Source organism: Stenotrophomonas sp. SKA14, assembly GCF_000158575.1.
GTDB lineage: Bacteria > Pseudomonadota > Gammaproteobacteria > Xanthomonadales > Xanthomonadaceae > Stenotrophomonas > Stenotrophomonas forensis.
Window position 1 is genome coordinate 392,016 of sequence record NZ_DS999412.1, and the last position, 20,218, is coordinate 412,233.

The 20,218-nt window shown below is 64.9% G+C and carries 15 protein-coding genes; 6 read left to right on the plus strand and 9 right to left on the minus strand.

Going from position 1 to position 20,218, the window contains the following annotated elements:
• Positions 1 to 48: 48 nt before the first annotated feature.
• The 9 genes from exbB to dnaA form a co-directional block, all read right to left on the minus strand.
• Complete coding sequence (exbB, locus tag SSKA14_RS01965) at positions 49 to 810, minus strand: TonB-system energizer ExbB (RefSeq protein ID WP_008265438.1); 762 nt, start codon at positions 808 to 810, stop codon at positions 49 to 51.
• 93 nt (positions 811 to 903) lie between these two features.
• The gene (locus SSKA14_RS01970) at positions 904 to 1,461 is read right to left on the minus strand and encodes an energy transducer TonB (protein WP_170871767.1); all 558 of its coding nucleotides are present in this window, start codon (positions 1,459 to 1,461) and stop codon (positions 904 to 906) included.
• Positions 1,462 to 1,715: 254 nt separating this feature from the next.
• Complete coding sequence (locus tag SSKA14_RS01975) at positions 1,716 to 2,906, minus strand: tetratricopeptide repeat protein (protein WP_040006789.1); 1,191 nt, start codon at positions 2,904 to 2,906, stop codon at positions 1,716 to 1,718.
• Positions 2,907 to 3,038: 132 nt separating this feature from the next.
• On the minus strand, positions 3,039 to 3,845 hold the full coding sequence (locus tag SSKA14_RS01980) for a M48 family metallopeptidase (protein WP_006479406.1): 807 nt from the start codon (positions 3,843 to 3,845) through the stop codon (positions 3,039 to 3,041).
• A 71-nt stretch (positions 3,846 to 3,916) separates the two neighbouring features.
• Positions 3,917 to 4,762: a CPBP family intramembrane glutamic endopeptidase gene (locus tag SSKA14_RS01985; protein WP_040006793.1), complete on the minus strand. Its 846-nt coding sequence runs from the start codon at positions 4,760 to 4,762 to the stop codon at positions 3,917 to 3,919.
• A gap of 67 nt (positions 4,763 to 4,829) precedes the next feature.
• The gene (gene gyrB, locus SSKA14_RS01990; protein WP_008266199.1) at positions 4,830 to 7,289 is read right to left on the minus strand and encodes a DNA topoisomerase (ATP-hydrolyzing) subunit B; all 2,460 of its coding nucleotides are present in this window, start codon (positions 7,287 to 7,289) and stop codon (positions 4,830 to 4,832) included.
• A 112-nt stretch (positions 7,290 to 7,401) separates the two neighbouring features.
• On the minus strand, positions 7,402 to 8,496 hold the full coding sequence (gene recF, locus SSKA14_RS01995; RefSeq protein ID WP_008264803.1) for a DNA replication/repair protein RecF: 1,095 nt from the start codon (positions 8,494 to 8,496) through the stop codon (positions 7,402 to 7,404).
• Between the two features lie 941 nt (positions 8,497 to 9,437).
• The gene (gene dnaN, locus SSKA14_RS02000) at positions 9,438 to 10,538 is read right to left on the minus strand and encodes a DNA polymerase III subunit beta (protein WP_005411731.1); all 1,101 of its coding nucleotides are present in this window, start codon (positions 10,536 to 10,538) and stop codon (positions 9,438 to 9,440) included.
• 275 nt (positions 10,539 to 10,813) lie between these two features.
• Positions 10,814 to 12,145, minus strand: a complete 1,332-nt coding sequence (dnaA, locus tag SSKA14_RS02005) for a chromosomal replication initiator protein DnaA (protein ID WP_005411730.1) — start codon at positions 12,143 to 12,145, stop codon at positions 10,814 to 10,816.
• 255 nt (positions 12,146 to 12,400) lie between these two features.
• Here dnaA and rpmH point away from each other — a divergent pair, with 255 nt between their 5' ends.
• The 6 genes from rpmH to SSKA14_RS02035 all read left to right on the plus strand — a co-directional run bounded on the left by rpmH (position 12,401) and on the right by SSKA14_RS02035 (position 20,199).
• Positions 12,401 to 12,541: a 50S ribosomal protein L34 gene (rpmH, locus tag SSKA14_RS02010; RefSeq protein WP_005411729.1), complete on the plus strand. Its 141-nt coding sequence runs from the start codon at positions 12,401 to 12,403 to the stop codon at positions 12,539 to 12,541.
• A 5-nt stretch (positions 12,542 to 12,546) separates the two neighbouring features.
• The gene (rnpA, locus tag SSKA14_RS02015; RefSeq protein WP_006479316.1) at positions 12,547 to 13,041 is read left to right on the plus strand and encodes a ribonuclease P protein component; all 495 of its coding nucleotides are present in this window, start codon (positions 12,547 to 12,549) and stop codon (positions 13,039 to 13,041) included.
• The gene (gene yidC, locus SSKA14_RS02020) at positions 13,041 to 14,756 is read left to right on the plus strand and encodes a membrane protein insertase YidC (protein ID WP_008265055.1); all 1,716 of its coding nucleotides are present in this window, start codon (positions 13,041 to 13,043) and stop codon (positions 14,754 to 14,756) included. Before rnpA ends, yidC begins: the two co-directional genes overlap by 1 nt.
• Before the next feature lie 115 nt (positions 14,757 to 14,871).
• Positions 14,872 to 17,544, plus strand: coding sequence for a polysaccharide deacetylase family protein (locus SSKA14_RS02025; protein WP_008265648.1), 2,673 nt, complete (start codon positions 14,872 to 14,874; stop codon positions 17,542 to 17,544).
• Between the two features lie 3 nt (positions 17,545 to 17,547).
• Positions 17,548 to 18,897, plus strand: a complete 1,350-nt coding sequence (gene mnmE / locus SSKA14_RS02030) for a tRNA uridine-5-carboxymethylaminomethyl(34) synthesis GTPase MnmE (RefSeq protein WP_008268798.1) — start codon at positions 17,548 to 17,550, stop codon at positions 18,895 to 18,897.
• A gap of 195 nt (positions 18,898 to 19,092) precedes the next feature.
• Positions 19,093 to 20,199, plus strand: coding sequence for a glycerophosphodiester phosphodiesterase (locus SSKA14_RS02035; RefSeq protein ID WP_008268458.1), 1,107 nt, complete (start codon positions 19,093 to 19,095; stop codon positions 20,197 to 20,199).
• The last annotated feature ends 19 nt before the right edge of the window (positions 20,200 to 20,218 follow it).

Sequence of the window (20,218 nt, forward strand, 5' to 3'; positions counted from 1 at the left end):
CGTCTAGATCGTGTTGACTACGTTCTCGCTGGGTACAGCGCGTCGCAATTAGCGGACGCGCGAACCGGTGGCGAAGAAGTCGTGCAGGTCGTGCGCGAAGGTATCGAACTTGCTGATGGTCGCGCTGTTGACCTTGCTGAAGAAGTTGAAGGCGAACACGGCCGGGATTGCGACGAACAGACCGATAGCGGTCATGATCAGCGCTTCACCCACCGGGCCGGCAACGGCGTCGATCGAAGCGGAGCCGGTGGCACCGATCTTGATCAGCGCGCCGTAGATGCCCCACACGGTACCCAGCAGACCGACGAACGGAGCGGTCGCACCGACGGTCGCCAGCAGGGTCATGCCCGACTGCAGCTTGTTGCTTTCGCGGGTGACGGCCTGGCGCAGGGCGCGGTCGACGAACTCCGAACGGCTCAGGTTCTCACCGACGCCGCCGGTGGCACCGCCTTCAGCGCGCTGGTGGTGGGCAGCTGCCTGGGCAGCGTCCAGGGCGATCTTCGAGAACGGCTCGGATGCCGGCTGTTCTTCCATCGCACGGATGGCGTCCTGTGCGTTCGGGGTGTCCCAGAACAGGCTGACGACGCGATCAGCAGCGCTCTTCAGACGAACCGAACGGAAGATGTTGATGACGGTCCAGTACCAGGACATGGCCGACATCACGATCAGGGTCAGCAGCACGACCCAGGAAACCGCGAAATCACCCGGCTTGGTGGTCATTTCGTGGATCAGGTGCTCGAAGCCCATCTGCGACAGGGCGTTGGACGGATTGCCCCCGGCAGCAGCGGCGATGAAAAGTTCCTGCAGCATGACGCTTACCTTTGTTGTGTGTGGTGATAAAGGGTGTAGCTAAGCTAAACAATCGAACCGTGAGCGGGGGGGGGCCGGCGGCCACCCGGCCCATCAGTTCAGCGCAAAGTTGACCGGGACGCGAACGCGACCTGCCGCCTTCTTACCGCCAGATTCAGCGGCGTTGAAGCGCCACTTGCGAGCTGCTTCCATCGCAGCACGGTCCAGGTCGCGGTTACGGCTGGACTTTTCCACCGTGACATTGGTGACGTTGCCGCTGGCATCGACATCAATGATCAGGATCACTTCGCCCTGGATACCGGCGCGGAAGGCTGCCGGCGGGTAGCGCGGCGGATTCATGGCCTTCGACGAGATGTCCACGCTGGCCTCGATCGAGGTCGGCGGTGCCGGCGGCGACGGCGGCGACGGCGGGGTGACGATGTCGTTCGGGCGCGGTTCCGGCACGTCCACGACCGGCGCCTGCGGCGGCGGCGGGACCGGCGACGGCTTCGGCGGCGACAGATTCTTCACCGGCGGCGGCGGAGTATCTGTCGGCGGCGGCGGCGGCGGCGGCGGGGGCGGCGGCGGCGGTGCGTCGACGATGGTCACCATGACGTTGCGCTCCTTCTCCGCAACGGCCTTGGGAGCCACGGCGGGAATGAGGAGCATCATGAAGGCGGCCAGATGCAGGGCAATTACAAACGCGATGCCGACGATGCGAGGCCAGCTCAGCCCCTTGTCATCGGGTTGTTCGTACCGGTGAACGACTAGTTGTTCCGTCATGCGCCAAGAGCTCAATAGTGGGGCCGGGATGCCGGGGGCGGAATCCCTGATCAGCGGTGCATGACACCGCAGGAACCTCCAAGCTTATACCAATCCTGAGCGCCTGCGCATCAATCGAGCAGGCATTCAGGCGTTATTCCTACTTACTTCAGGTTGATGATTTTCTTGGCATCAGCCTGGTTCTTCACACCCTTCGCCAGCGCCTGCTGGGCGGCCTGCTTGGCCTCCGGGATGCGACCTTCGGCATGCAGGACGCGTGCCAGGTTCAGGTAGGTCTCACCGTCCTTGGAGAGCGGGGCGGCCTTCTGCCACGCTTCGATCGCCTGCGGCACCTGGTCGGAGTAGTAGTAGGACTGGGCCAGCGCCAGGTAGACCTGGTAATCCGGCTTCAGGATGCCCTTCTGCAACCCTTCGTTGATGACCGCGATGACGTCCTTTTCCTTGTGCTCGGTGTTGGCATAGATCGAGTACAGCTGCTTGTACTCGCGCTCTTCGGTGAGCTGGCCGCTGCTGCGCAGCTTGTCCATCACCGCAGCCGCCTTGTCCATCTGGTCGGCCTGCATGTACATGCTGGCCAGGTTCAGCTGGGCCTTCTTGTCGTTCGGGTTCTTGGCCGCCAGTGCCTCGGCTACCTTGAGCGCTTCACCGGACTGGCCGGCTTCGGACAGGGCCGCCATCAGCAGCTGGTTCCAGTTGTCCTTCGGTTCGGTGGCGCCGGCGATGGCCTGCTTCAGCACCGGGATCGCTTCCTGGTAGCGCTCCAGCTGGTACAGCGCCTGGCCCTTGGCAATCAGTTCTTCCGGCTTGGTCGACTTGCTCTCGGCGAAGTACTTGTCGAGGGTGGCCAGGCCTTCAGCAGTCTTGTCGTCCTGCATCTGCAGCTGGCCCAGCATCAGCATCGACTGGAAGTGGCCGTTGTTGTCCAGGCCGTTGAACTGGATGACCTGCTTCAGATAGGCGATCGCCGCCGGGGTGTCGTCGGTCTGGTAGGCGGCCTGCGAGGCCAGCTGCGCGGCCAGCGACTTGTCGTACTCGTTCGAGGCGCTGTCGGCCAGGATCGCGTCAGCCTGTTCGCGGGTCTCCGGGAACTTTTCCTTGTTGTAGCTGTCGATCATCTTCTGCAGCTTGCTGCCCATCTTGGCCGAGGCCTTGACGGTCGGCTCCTGGCGGGTCGCATTCGGGTACAGCGCTTCGGCCTTGGCCTGCTTGCTGCCGCCGCGGTTGCCACGCTCGGACGAACGCGAGGACTGCGCGAAGGCATCGGTGACCACGGCGCCGGTCAGGGCGGTCGCGACGAGGACGGAAAGCACAGCTTTGTGGTTACGCAAAATCATCGTTCACCTCGATCGAACCGCCGGTTAGCGGCAAAGTCGGACTGTCAGAAAAATCTGAGCCGCCAAACGTATCAGAAACAGATGGCGTGAGAAATCGTTTTATGTGCTGCAATACAGCATAGAACTGCGCACTCATCCGCACTTTGGCCGCAGTCCGGCCGCCTGCGCCTGCTGATAGACCGGCGTCAGCGCCGGTGCATCGCGTCGCAACTCCTGGATCCGGTTGGCCGGGTCGGGATGGGTGGACAGCCATTGTGGGCTGCGACCGCCACTGGCGGCCATCATGTTCTGCCACAGATCGACCGCCTGCGCCGGGTTGAAACCGGCCTGGGCCATCAGTCGCTGGCCGATCACGTCGGCCTCGCTTTCCTGGGTGCGCGACCCGGGCAGCAGGAACGCAGTCTGCGCGCCCATGCCACCGAGCTGGTTCACGGTGCTGGCGGCACCCTCCCCGTAAGCGGCACCGGCCAGTGCGCCGAGCACGGCCAGGCCGGTCTGCGCGCCCATCTGGCGGGTGATGCGCTCTTCGTGGTGACGCGCGATGACGTGGCCGATTTCATGGCCGATCACGGCAGCCAGCTGGTCCTGGTTCTTCGCCACGGTGAAGATGCCGGTGTTCACGCCCACCTTGCCGCCGGGCAGGGCAAACGCGTTCGGCTCCTTGTCGACGAATACCGCCGTCTCCCACCGTACGCCACGGTATTGAGCTGGCAGCTGCGCGACCAGCGCATTGACCACGCACTGCACGTAGCCGTTCTGGCGGCCGTCAGTGCTGATCTTTTCCTTCTGCTTGGTTTCTGCGAACGCCTGTGCACCCAGCTGGTCCAGCTGTGCCTGGGATACACCGCCCACCATCTGCCGGCGCCCGGTCGGAGACGTCGTGGTCGCGCAGGCGCTGACCAGGGTGGTGATGACAAGGGCCAGCAGCAGTTGTTTCATGGAAGCTCCCCCGTGTTCATGTCCGCAGTGTGTAGCGTACCGGCTTAATCTTTCGTCAAGCGGACACGGCGTTACGTTGACCCCAGGAACACCATCGCGGCGAGCGCAACGGCGTTGTTCAGCGCATGTGCGGTGATCGCGGCCCACAACGTGCCGGTGCGCCGGTACAGCCAGCAGAACGCAGCTCCCATGCCGCCATACACCAGCCACAGCTGGAGCATGCCCGGCAGGGAATTCTTGCTCATTCCCGGCACTTCGTGGACCAGGGCGAACGCCAGGCTGCTGAGGATGATGCCCAGCCAGGGACGGCCGGCTTTCCACAGGCGCCCGAACAGCACACGGCGGAACAGCAGTTCCTCGTAGGCCGGCGCCAGCACCACGGCGAACAACACGAGGAACAGCGGGAAACGCGCGATCGCGTTCTGCATCAGTTCCACGTTGGTCGGCACCGGTTCGATGCCGAACTGCTTGGCCAGGAAGGCGATGCCATTGCTGCCGATCACGATCAGCGCAGCCACCAGCACGGTCCAGCCCCAGGTCGAAGGCCGCAGCAGCGCCTGGCGGGAGGCGGAGCGCTCGTCCGAGGTGGCCGGACGCCGCCAGAAATACACCACCAGAGCGGCGCCGCCGGTGGCGATCAAGGCCATCAGGATCTGCGCCAGTGCACCCGGCTGGCCAACCGCCGCGCCAACCGCGTCAGGCGACAGCGCGCCCCCTTGGGCCTCGGCATTGGCATGGCTGACCACGATCGCGCGGTAGAACCCCCAGAACAGCCCGGTGATCAGGCTCAAGGCGAACAGGGTGACGGTGGCGATGCCCAGGTCGATGAAGAAGCCCGCCAACGGGGAGCCCGCGCGTGGCGCAGTCGAGGCCGGCGGAATCGGGGGCGGGGCGGAAACCGGGGCGGAAGCTGACATCAGGTACCTGCGTTCAAGGGTTGAAGGCCGGCGCGACTCCCCGCGCACCGGCCATGTCCCGATTGTGTCAGATATCCAGGTTGGCGACCTTCAGCGCATTGTCCTCGATGAAATCGCGACGCGGTTCAACCACATCGCCCATCAGGGTGCTGAAGATCTGGTCGGCGGCAACGGCATCTTCGATGCGCACCTGCAGCAGCCGACGGGTTTCCGGGTTCACGGTGGTGTCCCACAGCTGCTCCGGATTCATTTCACCCAGACCCTTGAATCGCTGGATCTGGCGGCCGCGCTTGGCCTCTTCGAGCAGCCAGTTCTGCGCCTTGGCAAAGCTGTCCACTTCGATCGACTTGGCGCCGCGGGAAATGGTCGCACCTTCGCGGATCAGGCCGTGCAGCAGCTTGGAGGCCTGGTGGATCGCGCGCAGTTCGCCGCTTTCGAAGGCCGACATCGGCAACACCTGGATGTGCTGCTCGCCCATGTGGCGACGGGTCACCAGCACGGCGGCCGGGCGCTCGTCGTTGGCTTCCTGCAGTTCCAGGCTGAAGCGCGGGCTGCCCAGGCTGCCCTGGTTGAGGCGCTTGGCCAGTGCATCCAGGCCTTCGCCTTCGCCAGCACTGCGCAGGCTGTCCATGTCCATCGGCACGAAATCGACCAGCGCTTCGAGCAGGTTGCGGTCGTAGCGGTGCGCGTTGCGTTCGATCGAATCCAGCGCCGCGGCGTAGGCCAGCAGCAGCTTTTCCAGCGCCAGGCCTTCGATGCCCGGTTCGCCAGCGGCCGGCACCAGCGCCGCGTTTTCCACCGCGCTGCTGGCCAGATAGCTGTCCAGCGCCGGGTCGTCCTTCAGGTACAGCTCCTGCTTGCCCTGCTTGATCTTGTACAGCGGCGGCAGGCCGATGTAGACATAACCGCGCTCGATCAGCTCCGGCATCTGACGGTAGAAGAACGTCAGCAGCAGGGTGCGGATGTGCGCGCCGTCGACGTCGGCGTCGGTCATGATGATGATCTTGTGGTAACGCAGCTTGTCCGGGTTGTACTCGTCGCGACCGATGCCGGTGCCCAGCGCGGTGATCAGGGTACCGACCTGGTCCGACGACAGCATGCGGTCGAAGCGCGCGCGTTCCACGTTGAGGATCTTGCCACGCAGCGGCAGCACTGCCTGGTTCTTGCGGTTGCGACCCTGCTTGGCCGAGCCACCTGCCGAGTCACCCTCGACGATGAACAGTTCGGACAGCGCCGGATCCTTTTCCTGGCAGTCGGCCAGCTTGCCCGGCAGGCCAGCGATGTCCAGCGCGCCCTTGCGGCGGGTCAGGTCGCGCGCCTTGCGCGCGGCTTCACGTGCGCGCGCGGCATCGACGATCTTGCCGGCGATGGCCTTGGCTTCGTTCGGATTTTCCTGCAGGAATTCTTCCAGGCGTGCGCCGAAGGCATTTTCCACGGCCGGGCGCACGTCGGAGCTGACCAGCTTTTCCTTGGTCTGGCTGGAGAAGCTCGGGTCGGGCACCTTCACCGACAGCACCGCGATCATGCCTTCGCGCATGTCATCGCCGGTCAGGTTGATCTTGGCCTGCTTGGCGATGCCGTTCTGCTCGATGTAGTTGTTGAGCACGCGGGTCAGCGCACCACGGAAGCCGGCGAGGTGGGTACCGCCGTCCTTCTGCGGGATGTTGTTGGTGAAGCAGTACATCGTCTCCTGGTAGGAGTCGGTCCACTGCAGCGCCACGTCCACGACGATGTTGTTGTGTTCGCCGGTGACCGAGATGACATTCGGGTGCAGCGGGGTCTTCAGCTGCGCCAGATGCTCCACGAAGCTGCGGATGCCGCCTTCGTAGTGGAAGTCGTCGCGACGGCCGTCGCCACGCTCATCGGCAAGGACGATCTTGACGCCGGAATTGAGGAAGGACAGTTCGCGCAGGCGGCGGGCCAGGATGTCGTAGTGGAATTCCACGTTGTCGTGGAACGCCACGGTCGACGGCCAGAAGCGCACGGTGGTACCGCGCTTGGTGGTGGTCTCCAGCTTGGCCAGCGGGGTCACGGCCGCACCGTTGCTGAATTCCTGCTGGTAATGGAAGCCGTTCTGGAACACATCCACCAGCAGCTTCTGCGACAGCGCGTTGACCACGCTGACGCCCACGCCGTGCAGGCCGCCGGACACCTTGTAGCTGTTGTCATCGAACTTGCCGCCTGCGTGCAGCACGGTCATCACGACTTCGGCCGCCGAAACCTCGCGACCGAGCTTGGCGCTCATCTGCTCGTGCTTGCCGGTCGGGATGCCGCGACCGTTATCGGACACCGAGACCGAGCCATCGGTGTGGATCGTCACTGCCACGTGGTCGGCATGGCCGGCCAGCGCTTCGTCGATCGAGTTGTCGACGACCTCGAACACCATGTGGTGCAGGCCGGTGCCGTCATGCACGTCACCGATGTACATGCCGGGACGCTTGCGGACAGCCTCCAGGCCTTCCAGGGCGGTAATGCTGTTGGCGTCGTAATTGCCGTTGTTTGCCGGGGTGTTCTGTTCGTCGCTCATTGCGCTTGCCGTAGGCTCCGCAGGTCGGCCACCGCGTGGAGCGATGCGCCGAGAATGAAAGGATTCCAACCCGAATTATACCAGCCGGGGTCGAGCGGCCCTGGTGTGACCACTATGGCACAGCCACGATCTGTGCATGTTCCACGTGGAACCGGGTGATGTCGGCCAGATCCTGCAGTGCCGACGGGGTTTCGGTGGCCGTAATGAAGATCTGCGCCGGACCATCGAGCAGACGCTGCAGCACACGCGCCTGGTGGGTGCGGTCCAGCTCCGAGGCCAGGTCGTCGAGTGCGATCACCGGCCACTCGCCGCGTTGTTCCGCATAGTCCTCGGCCTGCGCCAGCAGGCAGGCCAGCGCGGTCAGCTTGGCCTGGCCACGTGACAGGGCGTCGCGACCGGGAATGCTGTGGAAATCCACGCTCCAGTCCGCGCGGTGCGGGCCCACCGAGGTGTAACCGGCCTGGCGATCCCGTTCCCGGGCCAGAAGCAGGGCATCGGCCAGAGGAAGCTCATGGCGACGCCAGCCCGGGCTCAGTTCCAGCCCCTGTATCCCGAGTTGCGGGGCCAGGGTGGCCGCCAGCGACACCGTGCGCTGCTGCAGTCGCTCCAGGTAGTGCTGGCGGCGGCTGGTCAGCGGTTCTCCCGCCTCGGCCAGCTCGTGATCCCAGGTATCCAGCATCCGCGACGGCCCACCCTGTTTGAGCAGTGCATTACGCTGCTTCAGTGCCCGCGAGTAGCGGCGCCACAAAGACAGAAAATCAGGTTCCACGTGGAACAGGCCCCAATCGAGGAAGCGGCGACGGGGTTCTCCACCGCCGCTCACCAGCGCATGGCTACCTGGCTCGAAGGTCACCACGGCCAGGGCGGCGCAGAGATTCCCGAGCTGCGCGACATCCTCGCCGTCCAATCGCCCTTTCCAGTCCTGACCGCTGTGGCGCAGACCCGCCTTGCGGCGATGGGGCGGGTGATTGGCGCGCTGTTCGTCCCATTCCACGAAGATTTCCAGCGCCTCCTGGCCCTGACGGACCAGGCCATCGCGAACCCGGCCGCGAAAGCTGCGGCCATAAGCCATCAGGTGCAGGGCCTCGAGCACGCTGGTCTTGCCGGCACCGTTGTCACCGGTCAGCAGGTTCAAGCCCGGCTGCGGTAACAGGTCCGCGGCACTGAAGCGACGCAGTTGGTGCAGGGCGAGGCGGCGGATCTGCATGGGGCGCGAAGGACCATCCGCACTGGGCGGTAGAAGGGTGGGTAATCCATCAGCTTACTGCATCGGTCAAGCCGGACGCGGTGGCGACCGCACCCAGGCCAGGACGCGCCACCCACCGATCTGCCTCAACGCGTTCCATGTGGTGAACAGGCCACTTTCGGCGGCCCTCGCGATCTGGAGGGGCCGGAAATTCCTTCAAATCTGCGCCGGGTGCCACGGTGTGGACCCTCAGATTTCAGAGATTTCACGGCATCCGAGGCGCGTTACGGACGGCCTCAACGTCGATCCAAATCGAAACCGCCACCGATTCCTTCAAATCTGCGATGAGAGCCCGTGTAGGGTTCCACAGAATTCAAGGAATTCAGACCGACCGTTCCACGCTATCCACAGTGGGACTGTATGACTTATACACAAGGTATGGGCAATCTGTGGATAAAAAAGCCCTTTTGCGGCACCGACGAAACTATCCACAGGTTCCCCCCCAGCCCCAAGGCGCTCTATACAGGGGCTTTCAGCTGTATAAATTCCTTTTAAAACATAGAGATAGTGCATTTTTCCACGAGATCTGGCCCTACCATCACCACCATGCTTTAGATTTATACCCAGATTTAGAAGCTAGGCTCGACCCGATTTCGTCCAAACACGTCCTGTGGACAGTGTCGTTTCCAGAAGCAGCAGCCACGTTCTCGAAGACCATCGCGAGTGCGCATCATCTGGCCGCGAATGGCACTCCGACCTCCAGCGACCACAATCCTGATCACATCCGATCCGAACGCGAACTCGCATCGTCAGATGTTGGAGCCGAACTGCAGGCGAGGCTCCACTCCAACGCCGTTGGATCAACGCTTGAGCCAGCGCGAATACCAATGCTCCACGTGGAACAAAAAAACGCCCGGGAAGATCCCAGGCGTCTTTCGGTTCCACGTGGAACAGCGCTGACGTCAGAGACGCAGCGGCATCACCACATGACGTGACTTCTCGCTGCTGGATTCACGCACCAGCGCCGAGGAGTTGGAGTCGCGCAGCTGGATGATGACTTCCTCGTCGCGCAGCGCCGACAGTGCATCCAGCAGGTAGTTCACGTTGAAGCCGATGGCCAGATCGCTGACCGTGGTATCGGCCTCGATTTCTTCCTGGGCTTCTTCCTGTTCCGGGTTGTGCGCGCTGATCTTCAGGTTGCCCGGTGACACTTCCACGCGGATACCGCGGTACTTCTCGTTGGACAGGATCGCGGCACGCTGCAGCGAGGCACGCAGGGCTTCACGGTCAACCTTCACTTCGCGGTCGGCTCCGATCGGGATGACGGCTTCGTAATCCGGGAAGCGGCCGTCGATCAGCTTCGAGGTGAAAGTGACATCGTCGCGCTTGACGCGCACGTGGCTGCGGCCGACTTCCAGCTCGATCTCGCGATCACCGCTTTCCAGCAGGCGCTGCAGTTCGGTCACACCCTTGCGCGGCACGATGATCTGGCGCTTGGAACCGCTCGGCTTGGCCAGATCGGTTTCACACAGCGCCAGGCGATGACCGTCGGTGGCGACGGTACGCAGGGCGTCACCGCGCAGATCGAACAGCAAGCCGTTGAGGTAGTACCGCACGTCCTGCTGGGCCATCGCGAACGCGGTGCGTTCGATCAGCTCCTTCAGGGTCGCTTCGCCGATGGCCACACGCTCGGTGGCTTCCACTTCGTCCACCGACGGGAAGTCGTTGGAGGGCAGGGTGGCCAGGGTGAAGCGGCTGCGACCGGCCTGCACGGTGATCTTGTCACCGGTCTGCGAGACGGTGATCCGGCTGCCATCGGGCAGGGCGCGGATGATCTCGAACAGCTTGCGGGCGGGAATGGTGGTTTCGCCGTCCTGGGCATCTTCAACCGCGATCCGCGACACCATCTCCACTTCCAGGTCGGTACCGGTCAGCGACAGCTGGCCGTTCTGCACCTGGACCAGGAAATTGGCCAGAACCGGAAGGGTCTGGCGGCGTTCGACCACGTTGACGACCTGTGCCAACGGCTTGAGAAAGGCTTCGCGCTGCAGTGTGAAACGCATGTGGTTCCGTGCCCCTATGCTTTAAAAAATGTGGAATAAATCAAAAGCTTGGTGGTGCTGGTAGAGACAGAATCGCTGGAAAACAACGCTAAGTCTTTGTAAATAAAAGAATTTCAGACATCGAAACCCTCTGTATTACCGACCCCCAGGGGGTGGGGAAAGCTGTGGATAGAATCGGCGCGATTTCAGACGCCATTTTTATCCACAACGTGTCCCGCGCTTGCTACCGGATTCTGCACCGTTTTGTGCGATGACGCCTCATCGGCATCCGTGCATCATTCGCTCAGCTTCCGGATCAGCTTGTCCCAGTCCTCGCGGAGCTTGCCGTCGGTTTCCATCAGGGTCCGGATCTGGCGGCAGGCATGCAGCACCGTGGTGTGATCGCGACCGGCAAAGGCATCGCCGATCTCGGGCAGGCTGTGCTCGGTCAGTTCCTTGGTCAGGGCCATGGCGACCTGGCGCGGGCGGGCCAGCGAGCGGGTCCGACGCTTCGACAGCAGATCCTTGATCTGCAGGCCGTAGTAGTCGGCAACGGTTTTCTGGATGTTGGGAATGCTGATCGCCTGCTGCTGGGCACGCAGCAGGTCGCGCAGGGTTTCCTGGGCGAATTCGGTGGTGATCGCGCGGCCGGTGAAATTGGCGCGGGCGGTCAGGGTATTGAGCGCGCCTTCGAGGTCGCGCACGTTGGAGCGCATCTTCTTGGCGATCAGGAACGCAACGTCATCGGGAATCTCGGCACCGCGTTCGCGCGCCTTGGCCAGCACGATGGCGGCACGGGTCTCGAAGTCCGGCGGTTCGATCGCGACCGACAGGCCCCAGGCAAGCCGCGACTTCAAGCGCGCTTCCAGGCCTTCGACTTCACGCGGATAGCGGTCGCAGGTCAGGATGATCTGCTGCTTGCCATCGAACAGCGCGTTGAAGGTGTGGAAGAACTCTTCCTGGGTGCGGTCCTTGCCGGCGAAGAACTGGATGTCATCGATCAGCAGCGCGTCCACCTGCTGGAACTGGCGCTTGAACTGATCCATGGTCTTTTCCTGCAGGGCCCGGATCATCGCGCTGAAGAACTGCTCCGAACGCAGGTACAGCACCTTCGCGCCCGGGTTGGCCTGGCGCATGGCGTTGCCGGCGGCGAACATCAGGTGGGTCTTGCCCAGGCCGGTGCCTCCGTACAGCAGCAGCGGGTTGTGCGCACGGTCGCCCGGCTTCTGCGCCGCCTGGAAGGCAGCGGCCAGGCCCAGCTGGTTGCTGCGGCCTTCGACGAAGTTGGCGAAGGTGTAGTGGTTGTCCAGGTTGCCGGCAAACGGCACCTGCGGTTCGCTGGACACATGCGCCGACGGCGTGGAAACCGGCGCGTTCTGCGCCTCCACCGGGCGCGGGCGCGAGCCGATTTCAAGAAAAACGTCGCTGAAACCGGCGAAATGAGCCAGCAGTTCGCGGATCCGGGCCAGGTACAGCTCGCGCACCTGGTCGACGATGAAGGCATTCGGTGCATACAGCACCAGGCTGTCCACGCGCAGATCGGCCTGCAGCGGCTTCAACCAGGTATGAACGTCTTCCGGCGGGAACTCCGCTTCGAGGCGCTCGAGACTACGGGACCAAGCATCCATCAGCAATAATCGTCCGGTGGCCGGGGCGTGGACGCGACAAGGCGCCCAAACACAGGCCGGAAAGGGGGGAAATGGATGGCTCAGACTACCACCGAGCGCCCGCCTTCGGAATGCTTGTCCCCTACTTATTCACAAAAACATCCACAGCTATTGCACAGGGCAGTGAATTGGCGTAGCTGCCAGGGCTTGACTTGGGGCGGGGTACCTCTCTAGAATTTCCGGTTCTTTCCGTCCCATTCATACGAGAGGCCCCCAATGGCCACGAAGCGCACCTACCAGCCCAGCAACCTCAAGCGTAAGCGCGACCACGGCTTCCGTGCCCGTATGAAGACCGCTGACGGCCGCAAGATCCTGTCGCGTCGCCGCGCCAAGGGCCGCAAAGTCCTGAGCGCCTGATTGCCATGCCGCACCTCGCGGCAGACGCAATCCCTTCGACAGTGAATACTGCAGACCCGCGCAAGCGATTCCCTCGCTCTGCGCGGGTTCGCACGCGTGCCGAATACTCAACGGTCTTCAACGGCGCCCGCCGTGTGTCCGATCCGCTGATGACCCTGCACTGGCTGCCGGCTGACCGGCCGGCCAGGCTGGGTCTGGCGGTTTCCCGCAAGGTTGATCCGAACGCCGTCGGGCGTAACCGGATCAAGCGCGTCCTGCGCGACATCCTGCGTCAGACACGTACCGAAATCCAGCCAGGCGACTTCGTCGTCGTGGCTCGTAGTGCTGCGCGTTCCGCCAGCAACGACGAGATCCGCCAGGCCTTCCTGCGCCTGCTGCGTCGCCTGCGTGCATTGCCCACGCCGGGCGTGGACGGCACAATGCCGCCGCCTGATGGCATCGCAACTCCTTCTTTGACCGAGCCGGCATCGCGTCCCGGCCCCGCCGAGCCTGTCCGCTGATGAACCAGACCCGCGTATTCCTCATTTTTGCCTGGCTGATGGTGGCCGTGCTGCTGTGGATGGAGTGGAGCCGTGAAAAGGCTGCTCCGACCCCGGCACCGACGACCACGTCGGCCCCGGCCGCCGCACAGAGCGTTCCGGGTTCCAGCCCGGGCGCCATCCCCAGTGCCCAGGTTCCGGGCGCCCCCGGCCAGGCTGCCGTGCAGGCCCAGGCCAGTGCCACCCCGGCCAGCCAGCGCGTGACCGTCACCACCGATGTGCTGCGCCTGGTGCTCGATGGCGGCCGTGTGCTCGATGCCGAGCTGCTGCAGTTCCCGCAGACCAAGGACGAAGGCAGCCCGCCGGTGCGCCTGCTGACCGAAGATCCCGCGCATCCGTACAGCGCGATCAGCGGCTGGGCCAGCGAGGACAAGAACACTCCGGTCCCGGGCGCTGACGGCTTCAAGCTGGTCGGTGACACCAACGACTTCGTGCTGGCCAAGGGCCAGAACGAGCTGCAGATCCCGTTCGTGTGGACCGCCGACAACGGCGTGACCATCAAGCGCACCCTGACCGTCTCGCGCAACGAGTACGCGGTGCGCTTCAAGGACGAAGTCAGCAACACCGGCACCGCGCCGTGGAACGGCTACGTCTACCGCACCCTGGACCGCACCCCGACGATCCTGTCGCGGAGCATGACCAACCCGGACTCCTTCAGCTTCAACGGCGCCACCTGGTACGACAACGACAAGAAGTACCAGCGTCGTGCGTTCAAGGATTACCTGGAAGACGGCACGCTGAACCAGAACATCACCGGCGGCTGGCTGGCGATGCTGCAGCATCATTTCTTCACCGCCTGGATCCCGCAGAAGGACCAGACGGCGCACTACGTGCTGTCGCAGGTGGCCGGTCGTGACCTGATCGAGGCGCGCGGCCCGGCCTTCACCGTGGCCCCGGGCCAGTCCACCAGCACCGAGGCCCGCCTGTGGGTGGGCCCGAAGCTGGTCAACCTGATCGCCAAGGAAGACGTGCCGGGCCTGGACCGCGTGGTCGACTACAGCCGCTTCTCGATGATGGCGGTGATCGGCCAGGGCCTGTTCTGGGTGCTGAACCAGGTGCACAAGCTGGTCGGCAACTGGGGCTGGGCGATCGTTGGCCTGGTGGTGCTGCTGAAGCTGGTGCTGTACCCGCTGTCGGCGACCCAGTACAAGAGCGGTGCCAAGATGCGCCGCTTCCAGCCGCGCATCGCGCAGCTGAAGGAACGCTATGGCGACGACCGCCAGAAGTTCCAGACCGCGATGATGGAGCTGTACAAGAAGGAAAAGATCAATCCGATGGGCGGCTGCCTGCCGATTCTCATCCAGATGCCGATCTTCTTCGCCCTCTACTGGGTGCTGGTGGAATCGGTCGAACTGCGCCAGGCGCCCTGGTTCGGCTGGATCCAGGACCTGACTGCACGCGACCCGTACTTCATCCTGCCGGTCATCAACGTGGCGGTGATGTGGTTCACCCAGAAGCTGACCCCGGCACCGGGCATGGACCCGATGCAGCAGAAGATGATGCAGTTCATGCCGCTGGTGTTCGGCGTCATGATGGCCTTCATGCCGTCCGGCCTGGTGCTGTACTGGGTGGTCAACGGCGGCCTGGGCCTGCTGCAGCAGTGGTGGATGACCAAGCGCCACGGCGGCGAGCCGGTCCCGGCCACCACCGCGCCGGCTCCGGTCAAGAAGAAGTAATCGATCGAGCCGGCCGCTGGCCGGCTGACCTCAGCAGAAGCCCGCCGCAAGGCGGGCTTTTCGCATGCGGCGTTAGAATTCCCGGGACACCGTTCCCCCCACCGTCGAGTCCACCATGCCGCGTGCGTCGTCGTTCCGCCTGTTCCTGCCCTCGCTGCTGTTGACCCTGGTCGTTGCCGGCTGCGGCGACAAGGATGCGAAGGCACCGGCGACCGCCGTCACCCAGCCCAGCGCGCAGGCCGCCGCCGCCGCCGATCCGGCCGCCGCCCCGCTGCTGGCGGCACTGCAGAAGCAGCTGGACGGCTATCGCCGGATCATCGTGCTGCTGGCCGATGAAGACCAGCAGAGCGCTACGGACCGGGGTACTTCCACGCGCGTTGGCCAGCAGCTGTTCCACGATGGCCTGGAACAGCGCACGGCGATTGCCGCGCAGTTCGACACCCTGCTGCGCGGTACCAGCCCGCAGCGCTTCGCCACCCTGGGCACCGTGCTGGACTACATCGAGTCGGCACCGGAACTGTTCGACGCCGATCGTCTGGCCTTCCGCGAAGTGCTGCGCGATCTGCACGAGCGGGTCGGTACCGATTCGTCGCTGCCGGCGGTGAAGCTGCACCAGCGCATCGGCGAAGACCTGGACGCACTCGATGAAATCGAGCGCAACTACAACCAGGAACTGACCCGCATCTTCAGCCGCTTCGAGCGCACCCGCGCCATCGACCTGAAGCGGGAGAAGTGGGAGGACTACATCGCCCACCTGCGCAAGGACTACAGCCGCGAAGCGATCCTGCGCGACTACGGCGTGGTCGAGCCGTACCCGATGTCGATGAAGGACAGCGACCGCGAGATCTTCGGCCGCGACCTGCCGGCCAAGACCGTAGTGCTGACCTTCGATGACGGCCCGCACAAGGCCTACACCGATGAAGTGGTGGCCATCCTCAAGCGCTATGACGTGCCGGGCGTGTTCTTCGAGGTGGGCCGCAACCTGGGCAAGGTCGAGAGCGACGGCAAGGTCAGCCTCGGGCCGATGGCCAAGATCAGCCGCGGCCTGATGGAAGAGGGCTATGCGGTGGGCAACCACAGCCTGACCCACGCCCAGCTCTCGCGCACCACCGGCGATGCGCTGCGCCAGCAGGTGCTGGACACCGACACCCTGCTGAAGGACGTCGACAGCAAGCGTGCACCGTTGTTCCGCTTCCCTTATGGCGCGCGCAATGCCGAAGGCCTGCAGCTGCTCAACGAAGCCGGCCTGAAGTCGATCATGTGGAACATCGACTCCATGGACTGGGCCGATCCGGTGCCGGAATCGATCGTGCAGCGCGTGCTGGACCAGGTGAACAAGGAACAGCGCGGCATCATCCTGTTCCATGACATCCATGACCGCGCGGTGAAGGCACTGCCACAGATCCTCGACCGCCTGATTGCCGATGGCTACCAGTTCGCGGGGTGGAACGGCCGCGATTTCACCGTCAGCCGCGCCCGCAAGGGCGCCGCGAGCGATGCCACCGTCACCACCGGCTACGAGAAGTCGTGGGCGATCGTGGTCGGCATCGACACCTATGCCAAGTGGCCGAAGCTGGAGTACGCCAGCCATGACGCACAGGCGGTGGCCGATACCCTGACCGGGCAGTTCGGCTTCCCGTCCTCGCAGGTGATCGTGCTGAAGAACGAGCAGGCCACCCGCAACAACATCCTGGCCGCCTTCCACGACCGCTTGGCCGACGACCGAACCGGAAAGAACGACCGCGTGTTCGTATTCTTCGCCGGCCACGGTGCGACCCGCCAGCTCGCCTCCGGGCGTGACCTCGGCTACATCATCCCGGTGGATTCGGACCCGAAGGAGTTCGCCACCGACGCGATCGCGATGACCGACATCCAGAACATTGCCGAGAGCATGCAGGCCAAGCACGTGATGTTCGTGATGGATGCCTGCTACAGCGGCCTCGGCCTGACCCGGGGTGGCCCCTCGTCGTCGTCGTTCCTGCGCGAGAACGCACGCCGCAGCGCGCGGCAGATGCTGACCGCCGGCGGTGCCGACCAGCAGGTGGCCGATGCCGGCCCGAACGGCCACTCGGTGTTCACCTGGGTGTTGCTGCAGGCGCTGGCCGGCAAGGGCGACCTCAATGGCGATGGCCTGATCACCGGCACCGAGCTGGCCGCCTACGTGGCCCCGGCGGTGTCGGCGGTTTCGCACCAGACCCCGGCCTTCGGCAGCCTGCCCGGCTCGCAGGGCGGCGAGTTCGTGTTCCAGGTGCCCGACAGCCAGGAGTTCCTCACCGCCGATACGCGCCAGCTGACCGCCGATGCGATCGCGCTGAACAACAAGGTCGATGCTGCGAGCGAGGCCAAGGGCACCCAGGCACCGGTGACCGTGGCCGACCTGCAGGGCGGCAAGGCCAGGCTGGTGGTGCCCAGCGCCGGCCCGGCCTCGGACCGCCAGCGCGCGCAGCAGGCCAACGACCGCGGCCTGCAGCTGTACCGCGAAAAGCAGTACGACGAAGCGGCGGCCCAGTTCACCGAAGCACTGAAGCTGCGCCCGGACTTCGCGCAGGCGGCGAACAATCTCGGCTTCGTCTACTACCGTCAGCAGCGCTATGCGGAAGCGGCGCGTTGGCTGGAGAACACGCTGAAGATCGACCCGTCGCGCGCGGTGGCCCATCTCAACCTGGGCGATGCCTACTTCAATGCAGGCGACAAGCCCAAGGCCAGGCAGGCCTATACCACCTACCTGGCGCTGCAGCCGCAGGGCAGCGGCGCCGCGCAGGCGCGCGCGCAGCTGGAGAAGCTCTGAGCCATGGATACCACGATCCACACCGACACCATCGTGGCCATCGCCAGCGCACCCGGCGCCGGGGGTGTCGGCCTGCTGCGCCTGTCCGGCCCGCGCGCGGCGGCCATCGCCAACGCACTGGGTGCGCCTGCACTACGCCCGCGCCATGCGCATTACGCGCGCCTGCGCGACGCCGACGATGAGGTGATCGACGATGGCATCGTGCTGTGGTTCCCGGCGCCCAACAGCTTTACCGGTGAAGAAGTGGTGGAACTGCAGGGACATGGCAGCCCGGTGCTGTTGCAGCAGCTGGTCGCGCGCTGCATCGCGCTGGGTGCGCGCCAGGCGCGGCCGGGTGAGTTCAGCGAACGGGCGTTCCTCAACGGCAAGCTGGACCTGGCCCAGGCCGAGGCCATCGCCGACCTGATCGCCGCCGGTGACAACCGTGCCGCGCGCGCTGCACGCCGTTCGCTGGACGGTGTGTTCTCGCGCCGCATCGAGGCGGTGCTCGAACAGCTGGTGCTGCTGCGCATCCATGTGGAAGCGGCCATCGATTTCGCCGACGAACCACTGGATACGCTCGGTGGCGCGCAGGTCCGGCGCGGGCTGGAACAGACGCGCAGCGATCTGGCCCTGCTGCGCCGCGACGCCGAGCGGGGGCGTCGCCTGCGCGATGGCCTGCACGCGGTGCTGATCGGGCCACCGAATGCCGGCAAGAGTTCATTGCTCAATGCACTGGCTGGCAGCGAGCGTGCGATCGTCACCGACATCGCCGGCACCACCCGCGACACGCTGCGCGAGACGATCCGCCTGGACGGCCTGGAACTGACCCTGGTCGACACCGCCGGCCTGCGCGACGGTGGAGACGCCATCGAGCGCGAGGGCATGCGTCGCGCGCATGTGGAAATCGAGCGTACCGACCTGGCGCTGATCGTGCTGGATGCACGCGATCCGGCGGCCGGTGAAGCGGCCCTCGGTGATGCGGTGATGGCGGTGCCGCACAAGGTCTACATCCACAACAAGTCGGACCTGCTGACGGCACTGCCGACGCTGGACGATCCGGATCGCGTGTTCGTTTCGGCCGCGACCGGTGCCGGGCTCGATGACCTGCATGCGCGCCTGCGCTCGATTGCGTCGGCCGGGGCAGGGGAGCAGGTGGACGGCGAGTTCTCCGCGCGCACCCGCCACGTCGATGCGATCGAGCGCGCGCAGGAACATGCGCAGCGCGCCGATGGGGAGCTGGCCCACGAACACCTGGAACTGGCGGCCGAGGAACTGCGGCTGGCCCACGATGCGCTGGGCGAGATCACCGGGCAGATGAGCGCCGATGATCTGCTGGGACGGATCTTCTCCAGTTTCTGCATCGGCAAGTAACGCTGGGGCCAGATCCCCGAACGGGCTCACGCTCTGGTGGGTGCCAACCTTGGTTGGCACAGGGCGTCCGGGGTCATCGACGCCAGCCGGCAGAGCGCCGACCAAGGTCGGCGACTACCGGATGCATGGGGTCCCCCGCCTGTCACATTGCCGCCGCATACTGACGCCCATCACATACCGCTTGGGGAAGTCGCAGTGAAGTCGTGGGGTTGTGCGTTGCTGTTGTCGCTGGCCGTGGCACCATCGGTGGCCATGAGTGCTGAATCCTCCACCCCGGCCGCACACAAGGTGTCGGTCTATGGCCACCGCGGTGCAAGCGCGCTGCTGCCCGAGCACACCCTGGCCGCCTATGCGCAGGCGATTGCCGATGGCGCCGACTACATCGAACCGGACCTGGTGATGACCAGGGACGGGAAGATGGTGGCCCGCCACGAGAACGAGATCGGTGGCACTACCGACGTGGCCTCGCATCCGGAGTTCGCCAGCCGCCGTACCAGCAAAGTCATCGACGGGCAGAAGGTCGAGGGCTGGTTCACCGAGGACTTCACCCTGGCCGAGCTGAAGACGCTGTACGCGCGCGAGCGCCTGCCGGAACTGCGCAGCACCGCCTACGACGGCCAGTTCCGCATCGCCAGCCTCGACGAGATCCTCGCCTTCCTGGTGCAGCAGGCCGGGCGTGCCAACCGTGGCATCGGCCTGGTGCCGGAGATCAAGCACCCGACCTACTTCCAGTCGATCGGCCTGCCGATGGAAGACAAACTGCTGGCGGCGCTGCGCGGCAACGCCTATACCAACGTCGGCCCGGTCACCATCCAGTCGTTCGAGACCGCCAACCTGCGCTACCTGCGCGGCAAGATCCCGCGCGACAGCAACATCCGCCTGCTGCAGCTGCTGTGGAAGGGCGACACCCAGCCGGCCGACGTCGCCAAGGCCGGTGGCACGCTGACCTATGCACAGATGATGACCCCGGCCGGGCTGAAGGACATCGCCGTGTACGCCGACAGCATCGGCCCGGAACTGCGTTCGATCATTCCGCTGGATGACAAGGGCGCGCTGGGCACGCCCACCTCGCTGGTGCGCGATGCGCATGCGGTGGGCCTGATGGTGATCCCGTACACCTTCCGCCCGGAGAACCACTTCCAGGCCAGCAACCTGCGCAAGGGTGCCGACAACGCACGCAACGCCGAGGGTTCCATCGCCGAGATGCGCGCCTACCTGGCCACCGGCATCGATGCCTTCTTCACCGACGACCCGTCGCTGGGCCGGCAGGCGGTGGATGGGATGGGTGCGGCGGGGAACTGATTCTCCCCCGGTAGTGCCG